Origin of the sequence: Agromyces soli, assembly GCF_022811605.1 — a bacterium.
GTDB classification, from domain to species: domain Bacteria; phylum Actinomycetota; class Actinomycetes; order Actinomycetales; family Microbacteriaceae; genus Agromyces; species Agromyces soli.
This window is the reverse complement of sequence record NZ_CP094533.1, coordinates 1,192,712-1,212,466: the sequence shown is the minus strand read 5'-3', so window position 1 is coordinate 1,212,466 and position 19,755 is coordinate 1,192,712. Positions and strand designations below refer to the sequence as shown.

The window sequence follows — 19,755 nt, the reverse complement described above, 5'->3', positions numbered from 1 at the left end:
ACGAAGCCCTTTCCCGATGCGCCATCCCGAGGGCGCGTTTGCACCCCAATTGGGTACGTCGGAATGCTATCGGCTGATTCGATCGGAGAGATAGTGTGGGCCCGCCGCCCAGTTCGGGGGGTTTCGGGATCTCAGGAGCGACGTGACGCCAGGACTCTCACGCCGCACCGCTCTCGGCGCCGGCGCAGCTGCGCTCGGTGCCGCGGCGGTCGGTACCGCTGCGCCCGCGCAGGCGCAGCAGGCGGCGCGCACGGCGACCGCCGCGACCGCGCCGTCGGCGACCCCCGCGAACGATCCGGCACTGCCGGTGCGCTCGCAGTTCCTGGGCCGCGAGGGCACCGCCTACGACGCGGCGTCCCAGTGGTCCGCCCACCGGCTCGAGCTCGCCCTCGTCGGCGACCTTCCCGGCGGCGGTGACGCCGAACACCGCTTCACGGTGCGGTTCACGACGGATGACGCGGCGCGCGACGGCATCTACCGCCTCACCTCGCCCGGCGAACCCGACGCGGTCCTGTACCTCACGAGGGTCGGCGCCGGCGGCCCGACGCTCGAGGGCATCGTGGATCGGAGGTCCGTCTGATGGCCGAGCCGTTCCTCGGTGAGATCCGCGTCTTCGCCGGCAGTTTCGCCCCCGTCGGGTGGGAGCTGTGCAACGGCCAGCTCCTCTCCATCGCGCAGAACGATGCACTGTTCGCTCTGCTCGGAACGACGTACGGCGGCGACGGCATCTCCACCTTCGGACTCCCCGACCTCGCCGGCCGGATTCCGGTGCACCAGGGGTCGCTGCCCGGCGGCGGCACCTACCCGCTCGGCATGAAGGCCGGCGTGGAGGATGTCGTGCTGACGCAGAACCAGCTGCCGCAGCACACCCACGTGCCGAACGCCACGGCGACGCCCGACACGACGAGCCCCGCGGGCGCGATCTGGTCGTCGCAGACCACGGGCGCCTACCAGGCGGCCGACCCGGGCACGCCGATGGGCGCCCAGGCGATCCAACCGGCCGGAAACACGCTCCCCCACGAGAACATGCCGCCGAGCCTGGCGATCACCTACATCATCGCCGTCCAAGGCATCTTCCCGCCGCGGGACTGAGAGGAGCACCAATGGCCGACCCCTACCTCGGTGAGATCCGTCGCGTCGCCTTCAACTTCGCCCCGAAGAACTGGGCGTTCTGCAACGGGCAGATCCTCTCGATCAACACGAATCAGGCCCTGTTCTCGTTGCTCGGCACCACCTACGGCGGGAACGGCAGCCAGACCTTCGCCCTGCCGAACTTGCAGGGCCGCACGCCGCGGGGAGCGGGCGACGTCTCCGGCTGGGGGCGCGTCGAGGGCGAGGAGTTCCACCGGCTGACGGTGAACGAGATGCCGACGCACACCCACCAGGTGAGGGCCTCGAACGGCGAGGCCTCGGCATCGTCTCCGGCGGCCGCGTACTGGGCCGCCACCGAGCAGGCCGCCTACGGCAGCGGGCAGCCGGCCACGCAGCTGCGGCCCGCCGCGATCTCCAACGCCGGCCAGACCGCGCCGCACGAGAACCGCCCCCCGTTCCTCGTCGTGAACTACATCATCGCCCTCAGCGGCATCTACCCCTCGCGGCCCTGACCGCCCGATCGGAGCACGAGACATGGCCGACCCCTACTACGGAGAGATCCGCACCGTCGGATTCAACTACGCGCCCGCCGGCTGGGCGATGTGCAACGGGCAGATCCTCCCCATCCAGCAGAACACCCCGCTGTTCTCGATCCTCGGCACGCAGTACGGTGGCGACGGTGTGCGGACGTTCGGGCTGCCGAACCTGAACGGCTACGTCGCGATGGGGCAGGGCAGCGGCCCCGGGCTCACCCCGCGCATCCCCGGCGAAGCGACCGGGTCACCGACGGTGACCCTGCTGACCACGGAGATGCCGCAGCACACGCACCCGGCGATGTCCGTGGACGCGGCAGCCACCACGGGCGCTGCGACGAACGGCGCGTGGGCGCAGCAGAAGTACGGCCGGGTGGCCCGGCGGGCGTTCACCGGCACCCAGAACGTGACCATGCGACCGGACGCGCTGGGTCTCGCCGGCGGTGGCCAGGCGCACAACAACCTGCCGCCGGTCCTCGGCTTGTGCTTCATCATCTGCCTGAGCGGCATCTTCCCGCCCCGTCCCTGATCACCGATGGCCGCCGAGCACGACCCCGGGCATCCGCTCGTACGGGAGATCGCCGCCTCCGTGCTGCTCGAGCGCTTGCCCGGCATCCCGGCGGAGCTCGCCGAGCCGCTCGTCGCCGGGCAGCTCGCGGCGAAGTTCGCCACGATGCGAGCCGAGCGCCCCGAGGCGACCGCCGTGCTGCTGCAGCGCTCCGGCACGGAGCCCGAGGCCGTCGGCTATCTCGTGGCCGACCGCAGCGGCGAGGAGATCCGACTGGTCGACCTCGCCGTGGTCGCCCCTGCCCGCGGGCTCGGGATCGCGAGCGCAGCGCTCGCCGTGCTGAGCGAGGAAGCCGATGCCTCGGGCCGGTCGATCGCGCTCGCGGTCTGGGCGGGCGACCCCGCCGAGCGGCTCTACACCCGGCACGGCTTCGTCCGGATCGACGAGCCCGATGCGCGGGACGCCGGCTACGTCGAGCTGCGCCGCCCGCCCCGGCCGAGCGCGCGCCAGAGCAGCGTGTGCACGGGCGACACGAGCACGAGCAGCAGCAGCGCCCAGTAGCCGATCGCCGGCACGAAGACCGAGAGGGCGAGCGCGACGAGGAAGAGCGCCGTCGTGATCACGTCGGCGAGGATGCCGCGGCGCAGCCGCAGCTCGGCGACCGAGTGCAGCGCGGGGTGCCGCAGCAGGTACCAGCGGATGGCGAGCGACATGCCGCTCGTCAGCACGAGACTGCCGATGTAGACGAGCTTCTGCGCATCGTCGGTCTCCATCGAGCCGAGCATCGCGGTCGGCACCGGCAGCCACACGATCGTGAACATCCAGCCGATCGTGAGCCAGAGCAGCATCGGGCTCGTGCGCTCGACCCGGGCGAACACCCGATGGTTGGCGAGCCAGAACGTGGCGATGAGCACGAAGCTCAGCGCGAAGCTCATCAGCTGCTCGGCGTGCTCGCCGAACCAGGACGCGACGCCGCCGCCCTCGGCGCCGGCGTCGGTGACGCTCTCCATGAGCGGCAGGATCAGCACCGTCATGGCGATCGCGACGACCGCGTCGGTGAAGGCCTTCAGCCGCTCGGCCGAGGTGGTGGTCGGCCCGGTGCCGTCGTCGGGCTCGTCAGGCTCGTGCGAGGTCATGCAGGCAGGGTAGCGGAGGTGTGCGCGTGCGGCCGCGGGGGGAGGTACGACCGCACGCGCACGATGAAGGGCCGCGCTTATGGCGGGCTCCGTCGGGTCGGCGCCAGCATGAGTTGGGGGGGAGTCCGCCTGCACGCTGTACCGAATTCAAGCCTATGGGATGCCAGCGTATCGAATCAAGGCCGAAACGCACTTTCGAGACGCACGGTGGGCGATCGCGCCACTTCCGTGATCAGACGTGCGGCACGAACCGCTGCCAGGCGACCCGGCGCTCGCCACGGGGATCGGCCTCGATGCGGTCCCGTCGGTCCAGGATCAGCGTGAGCCGCTCCGGCTCGGCGTACTGCGGCCAGTCGAGCCATCCGTCGCCGCCGCCCGGCTCCGCGGCGTCGCGCGCAGCAGGCCGCCGCGGCGGCTCGGGGCTCCCGCTCGCGGCGAACGCCGCCCAGCGCGCCTGCATGCGCCGGCCGACCGCGACGAACATCCCGCGGCCTCCGAGCATCGTGAGCCCGACCCCGACCGGGGTGTCGAACTTCTCGAACAGGGCGAACAGTTCGAGGCCGTGCGTCGCGTCCAGCCCGAGCAGCCGGGCCGTCCGTGGCGCCGCGTCGAAGCGGTAGCTCCACGTCGGCGCGAAGCGCGCGTGCCGCTCGGCGAGTTTCACGCTCGGATACCAGAAGGTGAAGTCGCCCGCGAAGTCCGCGGCGGGCCGCTGCTCCGGCAGGCCCGGGTACTGCCGCTTGATCCGCTTGCGCGCCTTCTTCTTCGTGTTCGCGAAGATCGCCCGGATGCGCGGCTTGGTCGTCGGCAGGATGTCGATGCGTCCCTCGAACAGCGAGCCTTCGCGGTCGTTGGTGCCGATCACGAGCGGCACCCGGTGCGCCCGCCCCTCCTTGAAGGCGTCGAGCGGCCGCCACGGCAGCAGCTCCCCGTCGATGACCGGGGCCAGGCTGATCGTGCCGGGGTTCTCGTCGGGCGTGCGCACCGCGAGCTCGGTCGTGGCCCGGGCGAGGACGACCGGGTCGGCGGTGCGCAGCATCCGGGCCGCGTCCTCGGGGGCCTCGCTCTCGAGGTCGTCGTCGTCGACGAGCCGGCTGAGCAGGCGCACGTACTCGGCCGCCCAGTGCTGCGCGACGTCGGCCGGGTAGACCGCGTTGGCCGGCGACGACTGCGCGATCGCCCGGGCGAAGAGCCCTTCGGCGGCCGGCACCGTCATGAGCGTCGTCACCGAGTTGCCGCCCGCGGACTCGCCGAAGAGGGTCACGCGTGCCGGATCCCCGCCGAAGGCGCGGATGTTCCGCTGCACCCACTCGAGCGCGGCGAGCTGGTCGCGGAGCCCGAGGTTCGCCTCGATCGGATGCCCAGGCATCGAGTAGGCGCGCAGGTCGAGCCAGCCGAGCGCACCCAGCCGGTAGTTGCAGCTCACGTAGACGATGCCGTGCCGCGCGGCGAAGAGCTCGCCCTGCCGCGGGTACTCCCCCGAGGAACCCACGCTGTACGCGCCGCCGTGCAGGAACACCATCACGGGCAGCCCGGCGGTCGGCCCGGCGCCCTCGGGCGAGAGCACGTTGAGACTCAGGCAGTCCTCGCTGCGCGGCAGGTGCGGCGCGGCGCCGATGAACTGCCCCCGCCGCAGCTGCGGCGCGACCGGACCGAACTCGTGCGCGGCGCGCACGCCGTCCCAGCCGCTGGCTGCGCGCGGCGCGCGGAACCGCGCGGCACCGGCCGTCGACGCGGCGAACGGGATGCCCCGCCAGCTGCGCACCCCGCCGCGGCGCACGCCGTGCACCGCCCCGAGCTCGGTCTCGACCAGCAGCCCGTCCCCCGCAGCAGCTCCCACCGCCGTCCGCCCTGCCCTCCCCATGCGCGCATGCTAGCCGCCGCGCGTGAACCGGGACGGAGGAGATCGCCGCCGCAGGAGGTTCCGCGAGCGTCGGGAGGCCTCCGCGCTCGACGCACTCCTCCCCCGGCGCAGTGCCTCGAGCCGCCCCGGGCCCCCACCTGCCAGACTCGACCCATGGAACTCGGAGTGCGCTTCCGTCTGAACGATGCCGAGGCCGCCCGGGTGCGCGACGCCGCCGGCGACGACGAGCGGCTCGGCGCGGTGCTCGCCGAGCTCGAGGCCGACGACGAGGTCTGGGCCAGGGCGTGCGAGACCGACAAGGCCTGGGACCCGATCGCGTGCGCGCTCGCCCCGGCGGGCGAGGCGGACGAATGGCCGGCGCGCGGCGTCATCGGCGGCGCGCGCTCGCTGCAGGAGGACGACGACGAGTCCTGGGTCACGCACCTCGACCCGGCCGAGGCCGCCGAGGTCGCCGACTACCTCGCCGGCCTCGACGACGCGGCGTTCGCGACCGCCTACGCCGAGATGCCGGAGGAGCTGCGCAACCCCGAGTTCGGCCCCGACGAGCAGGAGTACGCGCTCGCGATGCTCGCGGGACTCCGCCCGTTCTTCGAGGCGGCGCGCCGCGAGGGCCAGCACGTCGTGTTCACCGTCGGATTCTGAGCGCGCCGATCCCGACGAGCCTCAGCGCTCGAGCGCGCGGATGGCGAGCCAGGCCGCCGTGCGGTCGTCGGGGCTCGCGAGCGAGAGCCCGGTGAGCTCCTCGATGCGATTCAGGCGCGAGGCGAGCGTCTGCCGGTGGACGCCGAGGGCGGTCGCGGTCACGCCGAGCGCGCCGTGCTCGGCGAGGTAGACGCGCAGGGTGCGCAGCAGTTCACCGTCGCCGCCCGCGAGCGGCTCGAGCAGATCGCCGATGCGCGCCGAGGCATCCTCGTCGAGCCGGTCGAGCACGTAGGCGACGGTCGGCAGCGCGCGGTACCGCACCACCGCTCTGGCGTCGGCGACGGCCGCCTCGTGCGCCTGCCGCGCCTCGCCGGCGCTGCGGGCGAGGCCGTCCACCGGCGCCGAGGAACCGAGCCCGAGCCGCAGCACGACCCGGCCGTCGAGCAGGAACTCCTCGACCCGGCGGGCGAAGCCGTCGACCTGGCCGTCGCGCAGGAAGCCGATGACCCGCTCGTGCGACTCGGTCACGACGTGCACGGCGCCGAGCTCGTCGAGCCAACGCGTGACCAGTCGCTCGAGGTCGACGCCCTTCGAGCGGCTGGTCAGCGCGAAGGCGGTGAGGCTGCGGTCGCGCACGCCCCAGCGATGCAGGAGCTCGGATGCCTCGGCGCCACCCGCGAGCAACGTGTCCACCATGACCGAGCGGCCCAGCCGTTCGGTCCCGCCGTGATCGTGGGTGCGCAGCAGGAGGTCGAGGAGCGCGGCGGCCTGCGAGGCGAGATCGCGGGTGCGGCTCGTCGAGGCCTCCCGGGTGGAGACGACGAGGTAGGCGGTGAGGTCCTCGCCGGGACCGACGGCGTGCACCTGCAGGCCCGGATGCCGCACCCGGACCGGCCGGTGGAACGCGACGGCCACGGCGTCCTGCACGTGCAGCCCGCCGGCGCCCGCGGTCGTGATGACCTGGCCGTGCACGTCGAGCAGCACCGCCCAGCCGTCGATCCGGTGCGCGAGCTCGGCGACGACCGCCCGGGCGCCGCCGCGGCGGGCGACCTGCGTGAGCACCTTGGTGCCGGTGGTGACGAGCCGGTCCTCGGCGGCGCGGTCGTCGGCGAGCTGGGCGACGAGCGCCGCGAGCAGCAGCTCGGGCGGCTGGCCCCGGCCGAAGACGGCAGTGGCCCCCGCCTCGGCGAGCGCGGCGCGCAGCGCGTTCGTCGCGGTCGGGGCGACGAGCACGGCCCCGGCGAGCGCGGCCGAACGCGCATCGCCCGAGCGGAGCGCCGCGCGGAGTTCGGCCGCGGTCCCGACGACGAGGGTCGCGAACGCGGGATGCCCGACCACCGCGAAGTCGGCGAGCGGCAAGGCGGCGTCGACGGGGGTCGAGGGGCCGACGCGCCCCTCGACGAGTTCGCCGCCGAGCGTCGCCGCGACGGAGTCGAGTCGTCGGGCCATCCCTCGATTGTACGGAATGTCGATCGAATGAGCCTTGCTTCACACTTCTTCGCAATGACGGACCCTCGACTCCCTGCCTAGCATCGGCATGCCCAGCAACAGATCCAAGGGAGCATCATGAAAGCCATCGTCTTCCGCGAGCCGGAGGCGCCGATCGAGGTCGCCGAGGTCGCCCTCGCCGCCCCGAAGGCCGGCGAAGTCCGCGTGAAGATCGCCGCGGCCGGAGTCTGCCACTCCGACCTGCACGTCAAGCGGGGGGAATGGGACGCCCCGGCCCCGCTCGTCATGGGCCATGAGGGCTCCGGCGTCGTCGTCGAGCTCGGCGAGGGCGTCACCTCGCTCGCCGTCGGCGACCACGTCGTGCTCAGCTGGGTGCCGCCGTGCGGCGAGTGCCGCTACTGCCGCTCGGGCCACGAGGCCCGCTGCCAGAAGGTCGCCACCGTCGTCGCGCCGAAGGGCGTGCTCTTCGACGGCACCTCGCGCCTGAGCAGCGGCGACGAGGAACTGCACCACTACCTCGGCGTCTCCTCCTTCGCCGAAGAGGTCGTCGTCCCGGCATCCGGCGCGGTGAAGGTCCGCGACGACGCCCCCCTCGACGTCATCGCCGTCGTCGGCTGCGCCGTCGCCACCGGCGTCGGCGCGGTCCTCAACACCGCGGCCGTCGAACCCGGCTCGACCGTCGTCGTCATCGGCTGCGGCGGCGTCGGCCTGAACGTCGTGCAGGGCGCGAAGCTCGCCGGCGCCGAGCGGATCGTCGCGATCGACGTGCTGCCGGAGAAGACCCAGCTGGCGCTGCAGTTCGGCGCCACCGATCGCATCGACGCCTCGAAGGGAGACGCCGTGGAGCAGCTGTTCGAGCTCATCCCCGACGGAGTCGACTACGCCTTCGACGCGATCGGCCGCACCGTCACGACCGAGCAGGCCATCCGCATGCTCGGCCTCGGCGGCGCCGCCGTCATCGTCGGCCTTCCGCCGACCGGCGCGAAGGCCAGCTTCGAGCCGCTCGTGCTCGCGGAAGCGGACCAGCGCATCCTCGGCTCGAACTACGGCTCCGTGCGCCCCTCGATCGACATCCCCGCGCTCGTCGACCGCTACATGGACGGCCAGCTGAAGCTCGACCCGCTCATCTCGGCCCGGCGCCCGCTCGTCGAGGCCGCCGCAGCGTTCGACGACCTCGAGTCGGGCGAAGCGCTGCGCACCCTCCTCATCCCCTGACGCACCGCTCTTCCCCCGTTCCCCCACCCGACTCATTGGAGAGTTGCATGACCGCCCCCACCCAGGCCGGCGCCCCCGCGCAGGCCCCCGTCGACGCCGGGCTCCGCCGCGGCGTCATGAGCGGGCCCGAGCTCGCCGCTCAGGCCATCGCCAACATCGCCCCGAGCGCCGTCATCGCGTTCACCGCCGCCGGCATCTACCTCGGCGCGGGCAACGGCACGATGCTCTCCTTCGTGCTGGCCACCCTCGTCATCCTCGCCGTGGGCTACTGCGTCGCCGTGTTCGCGAAGCGGCACGCCTCGGCCGGCTCGCTGTACACCTACGTGTCGAAGGGCCTCGGCCCGTTCGGCGCGTACCTCGCCGGCATCGCCCTCCTCGTCGGCTGCTGGGGCATCGCTGCCGGTTCGCTCGGCGGCGCCGTGTCGTACATGAACCAGTTCCTGCTGCTCATCGGCGTGCCGGCCGAGGGACTCGGCTGGTCGATGGCGCTCGCCGTCGTGCTCGGCGGCCTCGCGACGCTGTTCACGATCCGAGGCATCCGCCTCTCGGCGCGCGTCTCGCTCGTGCTCGAGCTCGTCTCGGTCACGATCATCCTGATCCTGCTCGTACTCGCCCTCGTCTGGGCCGGCCCGGCCGCCTGGGACCCGGCGCAGTTCTCCTTCGAGGGCGTGCCGTTCCAGGGCGTCGCCGCCGGCATGGTGCTCGGCATCCTGGGCTTCGTCGGCTTCTCCTCGGCCGACGCGCTCGGCCGCGAGGCGCGCAACCCGTACACCGCGATCCCCCGCGCCATCATGTGGAGCGCGGTCACCGTCGGCATCCTGTACGTCTTCGCCGCCTACACGCAGATCGCGGTGCTCGGCGAGGACCTCGGCACCGTCGCGAGCCCGCTCGAGGCGATCGCCACGCAGATCGGCATGCCGGCCTGGTTCGCGCCCATCCTGACCTTCGGCGTCGGCGCCTCCTTCTTCGCCGTCGTGGTCGCGCCCCTGAACGTCGTCGGCCGCATCATCTACGTGATGGGCAAGGAGGGCGTGGTCGCCGAGCGCTTCGGCCGCACCCACGACCGTCACCTCACGCCGCACCGGGTGCTGCTCATCGCCGGCCCCGCCGCGATCGTGCTCGACCTGATCCTGCTCGCGATCGGCGTGAACCCGATGGACATCGTCGTGTGGGTCGACACCTACGGCACGTACGGCTACATGGTCGCGTACGCGCTCGTCGCGATCGCCTGCGTCGCCTACACGCAGCGCGAGAAGATGCGCAACGGCCTCGTGTGGTTCTGCGCGATCGTCTCGGTCGTCGCCATGGCCTACGTGTTCTTCGCGAACGTGTGGCCGGTGCCGTCGTGGCCGCTGAACGTCATCCCCTACCTGTTCCTCGTGACGATGATCGCGGCGATCGCCTGGTACCTGCACCTCGCCAAGCGCCGCCCCGAGGTCATCGCGCGGATCGGCAACACCGAGACCGACGCGCTCGAGGGCGTCGGCTAGGCCCCACGACTCGCGCTTCGTCGTCGTCGATCCGGCGGTGGGGCGTGGCTGACCGCAACGGCGTCCGGTTCCCCCGACCGGGCGCCGTTGTGGTATCCCTAGAGGGATGTCCAGGACACCCAGCAACGACGACACCGCCGTCGAGCGGGTCCTTCGGGGGCTCCGCGACGACATCATCGGCGGCACGCGGCCGGGCGGCGAGCATCTCGTCGAGCGCGCGATCGCCGAGGAGTACGAGGTCAGCCGGCTGCCCGTGCGCATCGCGATGCGCCGGCTGGTGCTCGACGGCCTGGTCGACCAACTGCCCCGCCGTGGCAGCTTCGTGCGGGTGATGACGCGCTCCGACGTGGCCGATGTCGCCGAGCTGCACAGTGCGTTCGACCGGCTCGCGGTGCGGCGGGCGGCGATGCGCCGCAGCACGGCCGACGTCGAGCGCTTCCGCCGCGACCTCGACGCCGCCGAGTCGGCCGAGGCCCGCGGCGACGCTGCCGAGCTCGCCAGGGTCGGCATGCGGTTCCGCTCGGACGCCTACCGGGCGAGCCGCAGCCGCCCGCTGCTCGAGATCCACGATGTGCTGCTCTGCCGGACGCAGCGCATGTTCGCCCTGGCGGAGCCGTCGGTGACGGCGCCGCTGCCGTACTATCGCCGCTTCCTGTCCGCATTCGAGCGTGGCGACTCCGACGCGGTCGAAGCGGCGATGGCGGAGTTCAGCGACCACCTCAGGGCGGCGCGGCAGGAGCGGATGCTGCGCCGGCTCGACGGCGCCCTGACCGGTGAGCCGGCGCACACCTGGTCGGCGGAGCGGGCTCGCCTCGCAGCGCTCGACGCCGAGCCCGCCGCGGAATCGACGGTGAGCGGGGAGTGCAGCGACGCGCAGCTGGTGCTCGACGGCGTCCGTGCGGATGTGGTCGGCGGCCGGCGCGCGCCAGGCGAGGTGCTCTCCGAGCGCACGCTGGCGCAGGAGTACGGCGTCGGGCGGATCCCCGTGCGGCAGGCGATCGACGCGCTCGCCCTCGAGGGCCTCGCGACGGCCGGCACGAGCCGCGTCTCGGCCCGGGTGCGGGCCGTGCCCGCCGAGGAGGCCGGGGACTTCTTCGACATCTGCGTCACCCTCGACGTGCTCGCGAGTCGCCTGGCCGCCCAACGCCCCACCCGCGAGGAGCTGGCCCTGCTCGAGCAGTGCCTCCTCGCCGAGGAGCGCACGCCGCTCGCACGCACCGAGGAGTTGCTCGACCGCATGTTCGCGTTCCGCCGGCAGGTGTACGTCATGGCCGAGAACCGCCTGTTGCTCGAGATCGGCCGACTCGTCGAGGCGCGCATGCGCATGCTCGTCGCGGACGCGCCGCTCGCCGCGCAGGTGAAGCGCGGCCATCGGTTCCTGTTCGAGGCGATCGCCAGCCGCGAGACCGGGCTCGCCGAGGCGGTCTACCTGAGCGTGTTCACGCGCCCGCTGCAGCGCGACCGGCTCGTCGACGGGCCCACCGACTGAGCGGGCCTCGAGGTGCTGCAGCCCGCTCCAGCGGAGCTGGGAAACCGCTGCACAACCGAGGGATCCGCGTCATCCGCGGCGCCCGCCGCCGTCTCTCAGGTATGACCCGATCCCCCGCCTTCCCGGGTGCCTCCCCCATCGAGCACGCAGAGATCTTCACCGTCCCCGAGAGCGGCGAGCGCATCCGCGTGCGCTGCCGCTGCGCCCGCGGCGCCGACCACGAGTTCCGCCGCGAAGGCAGCGACGGGCGCGGCAGCGCGACCGTGCTCGCCGATCCGGTGCGGGTCAGGCGCGGCTGAGCTCCAGCGAGAACTCGACGGTGCCGGTCGGCTCGACCGACACGAAGCCGAGGTTCGGCGCCGCCACGCCGAAGTCGGCGAAGGTGATCGGGATGCTGCCGGCGACCTGCCCGCTCGCTCCGTTCAGCACTGCCTGCAGCTCGACCGTGACCGGCTTGGTGACGCCCGCGAGCGTGAGCTCGCCCGTCGCCTGGACCGTCCGCACCTCGCCGACGGCCGGTGCGGCATCCACGGAGATCGGCTCGGTGAGCACGAAGCTCGCGGTCGGGAACTCGTCGGTGCGCAGCGCCTCGGAGCGGAAGTAGTCGTCGCGGTTCGCCGAGTCGGTCGCGATCGAGGCGACGTCGACCTCGAAGGAGGCGGACTCGAGCGTCAGTCCCGCGACGGTCAGCTCGCCCGTGACCTGCTCGGTGCGGCCGGTCACGGTGACGTCGGTGCCGTTCAGCACCTCGTCGACCCGGTAGCCCGCGAAGGAGCCGTCGGCGACCGTCCACGCACCGCTGAGGTCGCCGGCTTCCGCCGCGTCGCTCGCGCTCGCCTCGGGGGCCGCGGTGACCGTGGGGGCCGTGTCCGGCTTCGCTGCGATGACGTCCCGATAGATGATGGGGCCCGCGATGGCGGCGGTCGCGCCGAGCACGAGTGCCGCGGCGGCGATCGAGGCGGTCATGATCTTGGTGCGCTTCTGCATGGGACTCTTTCGCTCATCGTGTTCGACGGGTCGCGTCGGGCCGCGGTGACGGGCTTCCAGCGTGGCTCACGAACGTATGAGAAACCATGGAGTTCGCCCGGAAGGCGCCGCAGATGACGCGGCGTGACGCTTGGGCCGATCCGGTCGGCGGATGGCGCGGGCGCGAACCGCACGCCGCGGCTGTCAGACTCGGAGCATGGACAACGCGCCGATCGACACCGACGCCGCCCACGCCCTCTGGGCCGAGTACCGCGCCTCCGCCCCGGCTCACTGGGTCGAGGACGAGGCGCCCTCGATCGAACGCTTCGGCGACCACCCCGAGCTCACCGACGAACTCCTCGACCTCGTCATCCACGGGCCGAAGCGGGCCACCGCGGGACTCGTCGCGGAGTTCGAGGCCGAGGCCGCGCCGCTGCCGCGCGTCGGCAGCCACTGGATCGCCTGCGACTCGACGGGTCGGCCCCGCGTCGTGCTCCGCTCGGTCGAGCTGCGCGTCGGGCCCTTCACGAGTGTCGACGAGCGCTTCGCATTCGACGAGGGCGAGGGCGACCGCTCCCTCGCGAGCTGGCGCGAGGGGCATCGCGACTACTGGACCCGCGTCGGAGCCGCCCTCGGCATCGCGTGGACCGAGGCGCACGACATCGTCTTCGAGCGCTTCGAGGTGGTCTGGCCGCCAGAGCACGCCGATCGGTAGTCCCTAGCGGGCGGACGCCTCGCGCTCGGCGCGGCGCGCGCGGACGGCGCGCACCGCCCAGCGGCCGAGCAGCAGCACGACCGTCGCGCCGAGCGCCAACATCGCGATGGCACCGTCCGAGGTCTCGAGGAACCCGGTGAGGAGCGGATGCTCCGCCTGCGTCGCCGGATCGAACCTCCACCAGGTGTCGTTCGACCGCACACCCGAACCGCTCGAACGCCGCTCGCCTCCGATCCCCGCGGCGAGCCACGGGCGGATGACCGCGTTCAGGAGCACCGCGACCACCAGGGGGCCGACCAGGCAGGCGAGGAACCCGGCATCCGCGCGGCGCCGGGCGCGGCGCTCGACGGCGGCTGTCTCGGTCATCCCTTCGACGCTAGCCGACGACGTCGAGACCGGTGTCCCCTCGCACGACGTCCGCCGTAGCCCAGCCGCCCGTGCGGCCCGTCAGGCCGTCGTCGGCTTCCAGCCGAGGCTCGGGGCGACGTGCTCCGCGAACGCCGCGATCAGCCGCAGGTTGAACGCGACGCCGAGCTGCGACGGGATCGTGAGCATGAGGGTGTCGGCCGATCGGATCGCCGCGTCTCGCTGCAACTGCTCCACGAGGCGCTCGGGGGTGTCGGCGTAGGTCTTGCCGAACGTCGAGCGGAAGCCGTCGATGTAGCCGACGCCGTCCGACTCGTCGCGCCCGCCGAAGTAGAGCTCGTCCTCGGCCGTCGTGATCGGGAAGATCGACCGGCTCACGGAGACGCGCGGCTCGCCCGCGTGCCCGGCCTCGCGCCAGGCGGCCCGGAACGCCTCGATCTGCTCGGCCTGCAGCTCGTCGAAGGGGATGCCGCGGTCCTCGGTGAGGAGCGTCGACGACATGAGGTTCACGCCCGCGCGACCCGCCCACTCGGCGGTGTCGCGGCTGCCGGCGCCCCACCAGATCCGGGAGCGCAGACCCGGGCTGTGCGGTTCGATGCGCTGCAGTCCGGTGCCGCCGCCGAACGGCGACGAGGCATCCCGCTCCGCGAGCCCCTCGCCCTCGATCGCCTGCAGGAAGCGGGCGAAGTGGTCACGGGCGAGGTCGGCCCCTCGGGGATCCTGCGAGCCGGTGTAGCCGAACGCCTCGTAGCCGCGCACCACGGTCTCGGGTGATCCGCGGCTCACGCCGAGCGCGAGTCGCCCGCCCGAGATGAGGTCGACGGCGGCCGCGTCCTCGGCGAGGTGCAGCGGGTTCTCGTAGCGCATGTCGATGACGCCGGTGCCGACCTCGATGCGCTCGGTGCGCGCCGCGATCGCGGCGAGGAGCGGCATGGGCCCGGCCTGCTGGCGCGCGAAGTGGTGCACGCGGAAGTAGGCGCCGTTGACGCCGAGCTCGTCCATGCCCTGGGCGAGGTCGATCGCCTGCAGCATCGAGTCGGCGGCGCTGAGCTCGCGCCCACCGCCGAGCGGGCCGTAGTGACCGAAGGAGAGGGTTCCGAAGCGTTCCACGTCGGTGGCAACATCCACCCCGTCAGGTCTATTCCGACGCATGGATGCCTCGCGCGCACCGCCGCGCGGCCGCCTACCGCGACGACGCGGGCGTCGTGAACCGCGCGGCGATCCAGTCGGCGGCCAGCGAGGGCGCGTGCTGCGGATGCATCGTGCCCGAGTGGTGCGTCGGCCACCAGCGGCTCGTGAGCTCGACGCCCGCGCGACGGTACGCGCGAAGCAGTGCCGCGGAGAGCGGGGCCGGCGCGACCTCGTCGAAGCGGGCGGCGTCGATGCGCACCGGCGCGCGGAAGCCGCGCAGCTCGGCCACCTCGTTCGCCCGGAACGACGCGAAGAGGCGCTGGAACAGCTCGTCCCCGCGAGCGCCGCCGATCCGGCCCGGCGCGAGCGCGCCCCAGGAGTCGGCGGCGGCGAGCTCGGTGAGGCAGCGCTCGTCGAGCTGCGTCCAGCGCGCCGCGGCCGCCGGGCTCAGGCCGTCGCCCGCGATGAGCTCCCCCATCCGCTCGTCGCCCGTCGCCGCCCCGCGAAGCATGAGGGCGACGAGGGCCGAGACGATCCCCGAGCCCGGGAAGCGCACCCCGATCCGCACGACCGCGGCGATGCTGCGGTCCATGCGGGTGACCGGGGCGAAGGCGGCCGTGCCGACGAGGCGGGATGCGGCATCCGGCTCGGCTGCGACCGAGGCGTGCAGTGCCGCGACGGCGCCCTCCGAGTGCCCCGCAGCGACCCAGTCGTCGCCGAGCGGGGCGCCGAAGCGCTCGCGCTCGCAGACCATCGCGGTCATCGACTCCGCGAGCGAGGCGCCGATCAGGTACGGGTGCACACCCGGGCCGCCGATGCCCTCGTAGTCGGGGCGCAGCACCGCGATGCCACGCGCGAGGAGCGCGTCGCACAGCACGTCGCCCTGCGACATCCGCCGCCATTCCGGATGGGAGGGCCCGCCCGCGCTCGGCGCGGAACGCGGCGAACCGCCCGTGGTCATGTGGCCGTACACGACGATCGGGAAGCCGCCCGCCGGCGGGCGGACCGCCGGGAGCTGCAGCAGCCCGGTCTGCTCCTGCGGCTCGCCGTCGAGGCCCCGCGCCGGGAAGGGGACGACGCGGCGCTCGGCCGTCACCACCGCCCCCTGGGCAGGCGTCGCCGGAGGCCGGCCGGCATCGTGCCGAGCCGCCGCCCGTCGCGCCGCTCGGCGTCGTCGACGACGTCGGCGAAGAATTCGACGACGGGCACGAGCTGCGCCCGGTCGATGCGGTCGATCGTGTCGGCGTCGTCGTAGAGGTACAGCGGCCCGGAGATGAGGCTTACGGTCGGCACTCCCGAGACGAAGGTGAACGAGGCGTCAGTGGGGATGCCGCCCGCGAAGAACTCGAGCGCGCCCGCCCCGAGCAGGCTCGTGCCGTGCAGCCCGCGCTGACGCACCATGCGGGCGATCCGCCAGGTGAACGCCGGGTTCACGTTCACGAAGATCCCGCGCGGCTCGGTCTCGCCCGTCGAGGCGAAGCCGCCGTCGGCCCCTTCGACGGCGCGGAGGCCGATGTGCTCGATCGTCGCGTTCAGCACCACGTTCCACGGGGCGTCGCGGGCCAGCACGTGCCGCCGGGCGAACGCCCGGTGCGCCTGATACCCGGTGAAGTGCGTGTCGAAGGTGACGAACAGCAGGGTCTTCTCGCGCTCGGCGCCGGCGCGCGCGGCCGCGCCGTACCGTTCGGCGAGGGCGATGACGGCGGCGGTCCCGGAGGCATCCTCGACCGCGCCGGGCCCGATCGAATCGTGGTGCGACTGGATCATCACGGCGTCGCGGGTGCGACCGGGCAGCACGCCGACGACGCTCTGCGAAACGACCTCGCGGCGGGTGACGTCGAGGGTCAGCCGGGCGCGCGGCTCCCGCCGCAGCGTCGCGCGCAGCCGTGCCCCCTCGGCTCTGGTCACCCACACCCCGGGCAGTGTGAAGAGGGTGCGGCGGTAGTACTCGTTGTGGTAGTTCCGCGAGTCCGGGTAGTCGCGCAGCACGCCGATGACGCCGACCGCACCCGCTTCGGCGGCCTCGCGCATCGTGCGGGCGAGTGAGGTGACGTAGGGATTGCGGCTGCGGAGCACCTCGCGGCGCAGCACTCGGCGCCCCGGGTCGTGCAGGAAGAGGGTGAGGGGCAAGGAGTGCGCCACGGTCATGTCGAAGCTGAGGTCGAACAGCACGATTGCGCCGCGGACGTCGTGGCGGCGCACCCGATCCGCCCCGATGTCGACGACCACGGCGTCGAGCCGGTGCTGCACCTCGCCGGTCCACTCGTGTCCGGCGAGGCCGGAGTGCAGGATCGGCGAGCAGGGGAACGTCGTGTCACCGAGCCGGAGCGCGCACGCCTCGGCGCGCCATGCGAAGGACGGCACCTCGAGCACTTCGGTCTGCAGCCCCGCCTCGGCGAAGCGCCGCTCGACGTACCTCGCCGCGGCGGCCCCGCCCGGCGTGCCCGTCGCCCGAGGAGCCAGGGCGACCAGGTCCTCGATCGTCGCCATCATCGCTGCCTCGCTCGCCATGCAGCCGAGACTAGGCAGAGTTCATCTTCCGGCGATTTCCTGAATCGAATCCTTCAGTTCCCGCGAGCATCTGCGTACGATCCGTCAGGTGGATGCCTTCGACGAACTCGACCTCGCGATCGTGCACGCGCTGCAGATCGACGCGCGAGCACCGTGGACGCGCGTCGCCGCGGCCACCGGCGCCGACCCGGCGACCGTCGCCCGGCATTGGCAGGCGTTGCGCGAGGCATCCCTCGCCTGGCTCACGGCCTGGCCGACCCCGGAGCGCTGGTCCTCGACCACCGACATCGCCGTCGTGCTGCTCGATCGCTCGACGACGCCCGAGCGAATCGACGAGCTCGCCCGGCTCAGCTGGGTGCTGAGCGTCGACGAGACCTCCGCGGGCTGGCTCGTGCTCGTCGCGGGCGGCGCCGGACTCGCCGACCTCGGCGAGCGCGTCCGCACGCTCGGCGGCTTCGGCGAGGTGCATCGCGCCGACATCGCCGCGGCGATCTCCGCGGAGGACTCGAGCTGGCGGCTTCGGGTGCTGTCGCGCGCGCAGCAGCGCACGCTCAGCGCCCCGCCGCGCGACGCGGAGGCGCGGCCGCCGCGGCCCGAGGTGGTCGCGGAGCTCGCCGACGCGCTCGAGGAGGATCCGCGGATGCCGGCGGCGGCACTCGGCGTCGCGCTCGGCGTCTCGGAGGCGACCGCCCGCCGCACGGTCGAACGGGCCGTTGCGGCCGGGGTGCTGCGGCTCGGCTGCGATCTCGCGATGCCCGCGGCAGGATATCGACGCGGCGCCGTGCTCTGGGGTCGAACGGCCGACGTGGAGGCGGCCGCCGCGCGGGCGGTGCAGCTGCCCGAGGCGCACCGCGTCGGGATCCTCGTGAGCGGGGCGCCGCTCTTCGTCTGCGTCCGCGCGCGCTCGCTCACCGAACTGCCGCGCATCGAGCAGGCCTGGGGCGCCGAGCTCGAGCTCACCGAGCGCTGGACCGTGCTGCATGAGGTGAAGCGGAACGGGCACCTGCTCGACGCCGCCGGGCGCTCCGCCGCCCGGGTTCCGGTGCGCTGGTAGCGGTTCAGCCCGCCGCGCGAGACGCGGCGTCGGCGTCCGCAGCCAGCCGCAGCCGCGCGTCGAGCCGGTACCGCGACAGCGGCACCAGGCTCACGGCGCAGAGCAGCGCGGGGATCGCGGACACCCCGAGCACGATCGCCCACTGCGCCCCGCCCGACTGCGCGACGACGTCGCCGGCCGAGGCCCGGTAGCCGCCGAGGCTGAGCACGAGGCCCAGGATGGCGGGGCCGAGCGCGTAGCCGAGCAGCTCGAAGCCCGACCAGACGCCGGAGATCATGCCGATGCGGTTCGTGCCGCTGCGCTTCGCGTCCTCCGCGGCGAGGTCGGGCAGCATCGCGAGCGGGAAGAGCTGCGTCCCCGCGTAGCCCACGCCGACCACGCCGGCCGCGACCAGCAGCACGGTGACGTCGCCGGAGCGCGCCCCGAGGAGCGCGACGAGCCCGACGGTCAGCACCCCGGTCGCCATCGCGAAGCCGCGCTGCTTGCCGATCGCCCGGCCGAGCCGCGACCACGCCGGGGTGAGCACGATCGCGGGGGCGACGAAGCAGACGAAGGCCATCGTGGCGACGCCGGGGTCGTGCACGACGTGCCGCGCGACGTAGACGACGCCGCCGAGCACCATGCCGATCGCGACGGCCTGCAGCACGTACGCGACAATGAGGTTCCTGGCGTCCCGGTCGCGCAGCACCTCGGCGAGCTGCCCGAAGAGCCGTCCGCTCGCGATCTCCTCACGGGTGAGCGGCACCCGCCGGGTGCCCCACCAGACGCCGATCGTGCCGACGAGGATGAGCACCGCCATCGCCCCGGCCATCAGCCGGTACCCGGCGACCCCGCCGGCGAGCTCGACGAGCGCGGGCGCCGCGGCGCCGGACACCAGGATCGCGAGGCTGAACACCACGACGCGCCAGGCGATCAGCCTGGTGCGCTCGGTGTAGTCGTCGGTGATCTCGGCCGACATCGCGAGGTACGGCACCTGGAAGAAGGCGTACACGGTCGCCGAGGCGAGGAAGAGCGTCAGCACCCACAGCGCCCCCGCGACGGGCGGCGCGGTCGGTCCGAAGAACATCGCGGCGAAGGCGAGGGCGAGCAGGATGCCGGCGCGCAGCACGAACGGCCGGCGGCGGTCGTGCGGATGCCTCGAGCGATCGCTGATCCGGCCGGCGATCGGGTTGAGGAAGAAGTCCCAGGCCTTGGGGGCGAACACGATCATGCCGGCGACCGCGGCCTCGACGCCGAGCAGGTCGGTGAGGAACGGCATCAGGATGAGGCCGGGCACGGTGCCGTAGGTGCCGGAGGCGATGCCGCCGAGCGCGTAGCCGATCCGCGAGCGGCGCGTGAGCGCGGTCATGGAGCCGATCGTAGGGGCGCTCGCGCGATCGGCAGGCCGGTCTGCAGGGGATCCGTCATCGCAGCCTGGCCATGAAGGCCGATCCGTCATCGCGTCGTCACGGAGGCCAGTGCGGCGTGCAGCCGGCGGACCCTGGCGGCCCCGGGGCATTCGGTCTACCGTGAGCGCAGGGGGATTCCGCCGAGGCATCCAGGAATATCGAACCGAGCACCAAAGTTGAGTTCAGTAGACTCAACTTTAGGACGA

At 73.2% G+C, this 19,755-nt stretch carries 21 protein-coding genes; 12 read left to right on the top strand and 9 right to left on the bottom strand.

What is annotated here, in order from left to right:
* The first annotated feature begins 142 nt into the window (after positions 1-142).
* From MTP13_RS05785 to MTP13_RS05765, 5 genes are read left to right on the top strand one after another with little or no spacing between them, the layout of a single operon-like run.
* Positions 143-580 (top strand): hypothetical protein, encoded by a 438-nt coding sequence (locus tag MTP13_RS05785; protein ID WP_243570133.1) that lies wholly within the window; start codon positions 143-145, stop codon positions 578-580.
* On the top strand, positions 580-1,092 hold the full coding sequence (locus MTP13_RS05780) for a phage tail protein (protein ID WP_243570132.1): 513 nt from the start codon (positions 580-582) through the stop codon (positions 1,090-1,092). Before MTP13_RS05785 ends, MTP13_RS05780 begins: the two co-directional genes overlap by 1 nt.
* A gap of 11 nt (positions 1,093-1,103) precedes the next feature.
* On the top strand, positions 1,104-1,604 hold the full coding sequence (locus MTP13_RS05775; RefSeq protein ID WP_243570131.1) for a phage tail protein: 501 nt from the start codon (positions 1,104-1,106) through the stop codon (positions 1,602-1,604).
* A gap of 22 nt (positions 1,605-1,626) precedes the next feature.
* A complete protein-coding gene (locus MTP13_RS05770; RefSeq protein WP_243570130.1) occupies positions 1,627-2,154 on the top strand; it encodes a phage tail protein in 528 nt (175 codons plus the stop codon).
* A gap of 6 nt (positions 2,155-2,160) precedes the next feature.
* Positions 2,161-2,694, top strand: coding sequence for a GNAT family N-acetyltransferase (locus MTP13_RS05765; RefSeq protein ID WP_243570129.1), 534 nt, complete (start codon positions 2,161-2,163; stop codon positions 2,692-2,694).
* Here the strand turns inward: MTP13_RS05765 and MTP13_RS05760 are convergent.
* The gene (locus tag MTP13_RS05760; protein ID WP_243570128.1) at positions 2,601-3,269 is read right to left on the bottom strand and encodes a TMEM175 family protein; all 669 of its coding nucleotides are present in this window, start codon (positions 3,267-3,269) and stop codon (positions 2,601-2,603) included. The two genes, MTP13_RS05765 and MTP13_RS05760, sit on opposite strands and share 94 nt — an antisense overlap.
* A 232-nt stretch (positions 3,270-3,501) precedes the next feature.
* Positions 3,502-5,133 (bottom strand): carboxylesterase/lipase family protein, encoded by a 1,632-nt coding sequence (locus MTP13_RS05755; protein WP_243570127.1) that lies wholly within the window; start codon positions 5,131-5,133, stop codon positions 3,502-3,504.
* Between the two features lie 153 nt (positions 5,134-5,286).
* On the opposite strand from MTP13_RS05755, the gene MTP13_RS05750 reads away from it, so the two are divergent.
* Positions 5,287-5,775: a DUF1877 family protein gene (locus tag MTP13_RS05750; protein ID WP_243570126.1), complete on the top strand. Its 489-nt coding sequence runs from the start codon at positions 5,287-5,289 to the stop codon at positions 5,773-5,775.
* Positions 5,776-5,796: 21 nt separating this feature from the next.
* On the opposite strand, the gene MTP13_RS05745 is transcribed toward MTP13_RS05750, so the two are convergent.
* On the bottom strand, positions 5,797-7,224 hold the full coding sequence (locus MTP13_RS05745) for a PucR family transcriptional regulator (protein WP_243570125.1): 1,428 nt from the start codon (positions 7,222-7,224) through the stop codon (positions 5,797-5,799).
* Positions 7,225-7,341: 117 nt separating this feature from the next.
* On the opposite strand from MTP13_RS05745, the gene MTP13_RS05740 reads away from it, so the two are divergent.
* The 4 genes from MTP13_RS05740 (at position 7,342) to MTP13_RS05725 (ending at position 11,717) form a co-directional block, all read left to right on the top strand.
* On the top strand, positions 7,342-8,439 hold the full coding sequence (locus MTP13_RS05740; protein WP_243570124.1) for an alcohol dehydrogenase catalytic domain-containing protein: 1,098 nt from the start codon (positions 7,342-7,344) through the stop codon (positions 8,437-8,439).
* Positions 8,440-8,555: 116 nt separating this feature from the next.
* Positions 8,556-9,929 (top strand): APC family permease, encoded by a 1,374-nt coding sequence (locus MTP13_RS05735; RefSeq protein ID WP_341681696.1) that lies wholly within the window; start codon positions 8,556-8,558, stop codon positions 9,927-9,929.
* Between the two features lie 106 nt (positions 9,930-10,035).
* Positions 10,036-11,418, top strand: a complete 1,383-nt coding sequence (locus tag MTP13_RS05730) for a GntR family transcriptional regulator (RefSeq protein ID WP_243570122.1) — start codon at positions 10,036-10,038, stop codon at positions 11,416-11,418.
* 101 nt (positions 11,419-11,519) lie between these two features.
* A complete protein-coding gene (locus MTP13_RS05725) occupies positions 11,520-11,717 on the top strand; it encodes a hypothetical protein (protein ID WP_243570121.1) in 198 nt (65 codons plus the stop codon).
* On the opposite strand, the gene MTP13_RS05720 is transcribed toward MTP13_RS05725, so the two are convergent.
* Positions 11,704-12,405 carry a YceI family protein gene (locus MTP13_RS05720; RefSeq protein WP_243570120.1) on the bottom strand — a complete coding sequence of 234 codons (702 nt, stop codon included), beginning with the start codon at positions 12,403-12,405 and terminating at the stop codon, positions 11,704-11,706. The genes MTP13_RS05725 and MTP13_RS05720 overlap by 14 nt on opposite strands.
* Before the next feature lie 196 nt (positions 12,406-12,601).
* Between MTP13_RS05720 and MTP13_RS05715 the strand changes: the two genes are divergently transcribed.
* Positions 12,602-13,099, top strand: a complete 498-nt coding sequence (locus MTP13_RS05715) for an ASCH domain-containing protein (RefSeq protein ID WP_243570119.1) — start codon at positions 12,602-12,604, stop codon at positions 13,097-13,099.
* Positions 13,100-13,102: 3 nt separating this feature from the next.
* Here MTP13_RS05715 and MTP13_RS05710 read toward each other — a convergent pair whose 3' ends face one another.
* From MTP13_RS05710 to MTP13_RS05695, 4 genes are all read right to left on the bottom strand, one after another.
* Entirely contained in the window at positions 13,103-13,465 is a 363-nt protein-coding gene (locus MTP13_RS05710) for a hypothetical protein (RefSeq protein WP_243570118.1), read from the bottom strand.
* 81 nt (positions 13,466-13,546) lie between these two features.
* Positions 13,547-14,575, bottom strand: a complete 1,029-nt coding sequence (locus tag MTP13_RS05705) for an LLM class flavin-dependent oxidoreductase (RefSeq protein ID WP_243570928.1) — start codon at positions 14,573-14,575, stop codon at positions 13,547-13,549.
* 73 nt (positions 14,576-14,648) lie between these two features.
* Positions 14,649-15,692 carry an alpha/beta hydrolase family protein gene (locus tag MTP13_RS05700; protein WP_243570117.1) on the bottom strand — a complete coding sequence of 348 codons (1,044 nt, stop codon included), beginning with the start codon at positions 15,690-15,692 and terminating at the stop codon, positions 14,649-14,651.
* Positions 15,689-17,107, bottom strand: a complete 1,419-nt coding sequence (locus MTP13_RS05695; RefSeq protein WP_243570116.1) for a M28 family peptidase — start codon at positions 17,105-17,107, stop codon at positions 15,689-15,691. Before MTP13_RS05695 ends, MTP13_RS05700 begins: the two co-directional genes overlap by 4 nt.
* A gap of 88 nt (positions 17,108-17,195) precedes the next feature.
* Here MTP13_RS05695 and MTP13_RS05690 point away from each other — a divergent pair, with 88 nt between their 5' ends.
* A complete protein-coding gene (locus MTP13_RS05690; RefSeq protein ID WP_243570115.1) occupies positions 17,196-18,161 on the top strand; it encodes an AsnC family transcriptional regulator in 966 nt (321 codons plus the stop codon).
* A gap of 4 nt (positions 18,162-18,165) precedes the next feature.
* On the opposite strand, the gene MTP13_RS05685 is transcribed toward MTP13_RS05690, so the two are convergent.
* On the bottom strand, positions 18,166-19,509 hold the full coding sequence (locus MTP13_RS05685) for an MFS transporter (RefSeq protein WP_243570114.1): 1,344 nt from the start codon (positions 19,507-19,509) through the stop codon (positions 18,166-18,168).
* Positions 19,510-19,755 lie beyond the last annotated feature (246 nt).